At 71.9% G+C, this 3,971-nt stretch carries 4 protein-coding genes; 2 read left to right on the forward strand and 2 right to left on the reverse strand.

Going from position 1 to position 3,971, the window contains the following annotated elements; all coding sequences use genetic code 11:
* Positions 1 to 309 precede the first annotated feature (309 nt).
* The gene (locus tag ACIPLC_RS22750) at positions 310 to 654 is read left to right on the forward strand and encodes a hypothetical protein (RefSeq protein WP_400474820.1); all 345 of its coding nucleotides are present in this window, start codon (positions 310 to 312) and stop codon (positions 652 to 654) included.
* A gap of 183 nt (positions 655 to 837) precedes the next feature.
* On the opposite strand, the gene ACIPLC_RS22755 is transcribed toward ACIPLC_RS22750, so the two are convergent.
* Positions 838 to 1,923, reverse strand: coding sequence for a peptidoglycan-binding protein (locus ACIPLC_RS22755; RefSeq protein ID WP_400474821.1), 1,086 nt, complete (start codon positions 1,921 to 1,923; stop codon positions 838 to 840).
* Positions 1,924 to 2,296: 373 nt separating this feature from the next.
* Here ACIPLC_RS22755 and ACIPLC_RS22760 point away from each other — a divergent pair, with 373 nt between their 5' ends.
* The gene (locus ACIPLC_RS22760; RefSeq protein WP_400474822.1) at positions 2,297 to 3,334 is read left to right on the forward strand and encodes a GDP-mannose 4,6-dehydratase; all 1,038 of its coding nucleotides are present in this window, start codon (positions 2,297 to 2,299) and stop codon (positions 3,332 to 3,334) included.
* Between the two features lie 50 nt (positions 3,335 to 3,384).
* Here the strand turns inward: ACIPLC_RS22760 and ACIPLC_RS22765 are convergent, their stop codons facing one another.
* On the reverse strand, positions 3,385 to 3,699 hold the full coding sequence (locus ACIPLC_RS22765; RefSeq protein ID WP_400474823.1) for a hypothetical protein: 315 nt from the start codon (positions 3,697 to 3,699) through the stop codon (positions 3,385 to 3,387).
* Positions 3,700 to 3,971 lie beyond the last annotated feature (272 nt).

Genomic DNA, 3,971 nt, shown 5'->3' on the forward strand with positions numbered 1-3,971 from the left:
GTGGTCAGGAGGCGTACGGCGGCAGCCGGCCGTGCCGGAGCGCAAGGATCGCCGGCGGGGTTCGCGGAGCTGACGGGGCTCGCGGAGCCGAATCTAGATCGACTTCGGCCCCGGCAGCCATCCTGAGCCCGTCTCAAACGTCCGGGCCCCTCATCGTGAGACGCCTTGAGACAGCGGGGACGGGAAGCGGCTCCGAGTCGACGGGCATCGTGGAACCGGAATCCGGCGATCTGCGTTTTCCGGAAGGACAGAAGAGCACGTGGAGGCGGCATGCAGTCAGCGCGGGAGCGGCGGAGCGTTTGGGCGTGGGTGGCGGCCGCTCTGGTCCTGGCCACCGGCGGCACGCTCGTCGGCAACGGCCGCATCCTCGCGACCTGGCGGTTCTGCCTGAGCCAGGACCACGAGCCGAACCCGAACCTGACGATGGCCACGGTGTCCGGGTGGGCCGTCATGCTCGGTGCACTCCTGACGCTCGGCGCACTGCTGGGCCGCCTGCCGAGGAGTCGCCGGTACCGCTTGCCGGCCATGCTCGCCGCCGTGGTCGTGCTGACCTGGCTCTACGTCGCCGGGATGGGATCCCCCGCACCGTTGCGACCTGGGCAGCCGCCGGAATCCGTGTGCCGGGTCCTGCCGCCCTTCCCCTTCACGGGCTGAGCCGCCTGGGTAGCGGCCGTCGCCGCCCACGGCGGACGCGGTGGGCGGACGGTGAGGCCGCCGACGACACGGCTGGGCGAACAGCCCCGGGGCGGGTGGTGTCGGGGGTGGGGGGGGGGGGGGGGGGGGGCGGCCCCCCCCCCCCCCCCCCCCCCCACACCCGTACGGTCAGGGCCCGTACGGTCAGGCGGACACGTGGTACCAGTAGCCGCCCGTGCGCAGGCCGACGTAGTGGACGTCGGTGCCGGTCTCCTTCGCCTCGTACATCATGTCCGCGCCGGTGGCGGGGTCGGTGCCGGCGTAGAGCACGACGTGCACGGTGTTGTGCGCGTCCGTGCCGAAGTACTCGACGTCGCCGGGCCGGCGCTGGGACTCCGTGATCGGGGTGAGGTGCTGGTCCAGGGTCTGCTCGGTGGTGTCACCGCCGTTGGCGAGGTCGATGCCGGCGCCGAACCAGAAGGCCGCACGGACCAGGCCCGAGCAGTCCAGGCCGGCGGTGGTGTCGGCCGGGCAGGGCTGGATCGAGCCGGTGTAGCCGTCGCAGGTGCCGAGCGACGGGCCGGGGCCCTCGCCGCGCAGCGAGTGGCCGCCGCCCCACACGTACGGGACGCCCAGGTAGGACTTGGCTGCGTTCAGGACCTTGGCGGGGTCGACGGGGCCGCCGGGCAGCGGGGTGGGGGTGTTGGTGTAGAGGGCGTTCTTGACGGTGGTGCCGACGATCCCGTCGATGGCCAGGGCGTGCGCGGCCTGGAAGTTGCGCACGGCCGTGTCGGTGGCGGGCCCGAACTGCCCGTCCACGGTGAGGCGGCCCGCGTGGAACGTGTTCAGCATCGTCTGCAGGGTCGTGGCGCACGCACCGGTGGCGCCCTTCCGCAGGTCGCCGCACTGGGTGCGCAGGTCCACGGTGCCGGAGGCGGCGGCCGCCGCCGCGTCGAGCGCCGACTTGGTGGCCGGGCCGACGATGCCGTCGGCGGTCAGGGTGTGCGCGGCCTGGAAGTTGCGCACGGCCGTGTCGGTGGCGGGCCCGAACTGCCCGTCCACGGTGATCCGGGCGCCGGTCAGGTTGAGCTCCAGCTGGAGCTGGGTGACGCAGCCGTCGGCCTCGCCCTGCTGGAGGCCGGCCGGGCAGTCCGGGGAGGTGAGGGGTATCGGGGTCGGCGTGGTCGCGGCGGACGCGGCCGCGGTGGTGTACGCGCCGACGCCCGTCAGCACGGCGGCCAGGGCCAGGCCCAGCGACAACCGGCGCCGGGTGGGGAGGGGGGTGCTCACAGGAGGGTCTCCGGATTCATGGTGGATGCGTCAGACAGGGCGGAGTGCTTCACCGCCTGGCGCTCGATGTGCTCGACGGCCGCGGCAGAACTGTGTCCGACTCCGCCGTCCGTCCGGAAGGCGGTCTGACGTCCCATCGGCCACGGGGACGCGTCCCACGGCCCTGACCTGCGGTGTGAGACGCGTTTCCATTTGGGTGTGAGACCTCTGTGACGGAATGTGCCCTTCCCCGGGCCTTCCATTCCGTCGGCCCCGTGCCGATCCGACGGGGGCCGGGCGGCGTGCGCCGGAAGTCTCGCAAATTCCTTAGCCCCTTCTCTGGTTCGCTGGTCGTGCCGAGAGCACTCCGCGAGCAGTGGCTGAAGGGGAACGGATGTCCAAGCGTGCACTGATCACCGGGGTGACCGGTCAGGACGGGTCTTACCTGGCCGAGCACCTGATCTCCCTGGAATACGAGGTCTGGGGCCTGACCAGGGGGCAGGCCAACCCGCGGAAGGATCGGGTCAGCCGGCTGATCCCGGACCTACAGTTCGTCGACGGCGACCTGATGGACCAGAGCAGCCTGGTCTCCGCCGTCGACACCATCCAGCCGGACGAGGTGTACAACCTCGGGGCGATCTCCTTCGTGCCGATGTCCTGGCGCCAGCCGGAACTCGTCACCGAGGTCAACGGGACCGGCGTGCTGCGGGTGCTGGAGGCGATCCGGATGGTGAGCGGGATCAACAAGTCGGCCGGTGCCGCAGGCGGTCCCGGGCGGATCCGGTTCTACCAGGCCTCCAGTTCCGAGATGTTCGGCATGGTGGCGGAGACCCCGCAGAACGAGCGGACCACCTTCCACCCGCGCAGCCCGTACGGCGTGGTGAAGACCTACGGTCACTACATCACCCGCAACTACCGCGAGTCCTACGGGATGTACGGCGTCTCGGGGATCCTGTTCAACCACGAGTCGCCGCGCCGTGGAGCCGAGTTCGTGACCCGGAAGATTTCCCTCGCGGTCGCGCAGATCAAGCTCGGCCTGCAGGACCGGCTGCTGCTCGGCAACCTCGACGCCGTCCGCGACTGGGGCTTCGCCGGGGACTACGTCCGGGCGATGCACCTGATGCTCCAGCAGGACGACCCGGGCGACTACGTCATCGGCACCGGGCGGATGCACTCGGTGCGGGACGCGGCCCGGATCGCCTTCGAGTGCGTCGGGCTCGACTGGGAGCAGTACGTCGACGTGGGCCCGGGGCTCGTGCGGCCCGCCGAGGTGGAGACGCTCTGCGCCGACGCCGGCAACGCGCGGGAGAAGCTGGGCTGGGAGCCGAAGGTCGACTTCCCCGAGCTCATGCGGATGATGGTCGAGTCCGACCTGGAGCAGGCGCGCGTGGCCCGTGACCACGGCGAGGTGCTGGCCGACGCCCGCTGGTGACACCCGCCGGGAACGGCGTAGGGCGGTGGGGACTTCGCGTCCCCACCGCCCTACGGTTGTTCGACGGCCGGCCCGCTCGGCGGCCGGGAGAGCTCCAGGATCGCCAGTGCGATCCCGGCACCCCGGTCGCCGAGCCGGGAGGCGTAGCGGCGCAGCATCGCGTTCTCCTGCGCGAGGCTGGTGGTCGGCAGTCCGGCGGCGCGGCGGCTGAGTTGGTGGTCGCGGGCCAGCCGGACGCGGTGGACCAACTGGGCGATCAGCTGCTCGTCGAGCTCGCTGAGCTCTGCCGCGGCCGGGTCCGCGGTGCCCTCGGCGGAGGGCGGCGGCACTCTCGGTGCGTCGCCGGGCGGGAAGGGTTCGGGCATGGCGGTGATCCTCGTCGACGTCGGGGCGCTCGGCCCGGTCGGGCCGTACCCACGGCTCGCGCAACTGACGATCCGGCCGAACGACCCGGCAATTCCCTAGAGTCCGAAGCCCGTTCGGACATGATCGACAGACCCTAGGGAAATTCGGCGCGGCCCCGATCGAGACTGGGCGCTGGAGTGCGGGAATGCGAGCGCCGCGCGTGCCGGGCACGCGGGCCGTCCTCACGCGGATCCCTGCCGTTCGCCGGTCTTCCAGATGGGTTGCGTCGATG

Source organism: Kitasatospora sp. NPDC086801 (genome assembly GCF_044745805.1).
GTDB lineage: Bacteria > Actinomycetota > Actinomycetes > Streptomycetales > Streptomycetaceae > Kitasatospora.

Excerpts from the sequence above, each read along its gene's own strand:
- ACIPLC_RS22765 (WP_400474823.1), bottom strand. The coding sequence starts at position 3,699 with ATGCCCGAACCCTTCCCGCCCGGCGACGCACCGAGAGTGCCGCCGCCC.
- ACIPLC_RS22760 (WP_400474822.1), top strand. The coding sequence starts at position 2,297 with ATGTCCAAGCGTGCACTGATCACCGGGGTGACCGGTCAGGACGGGTCT.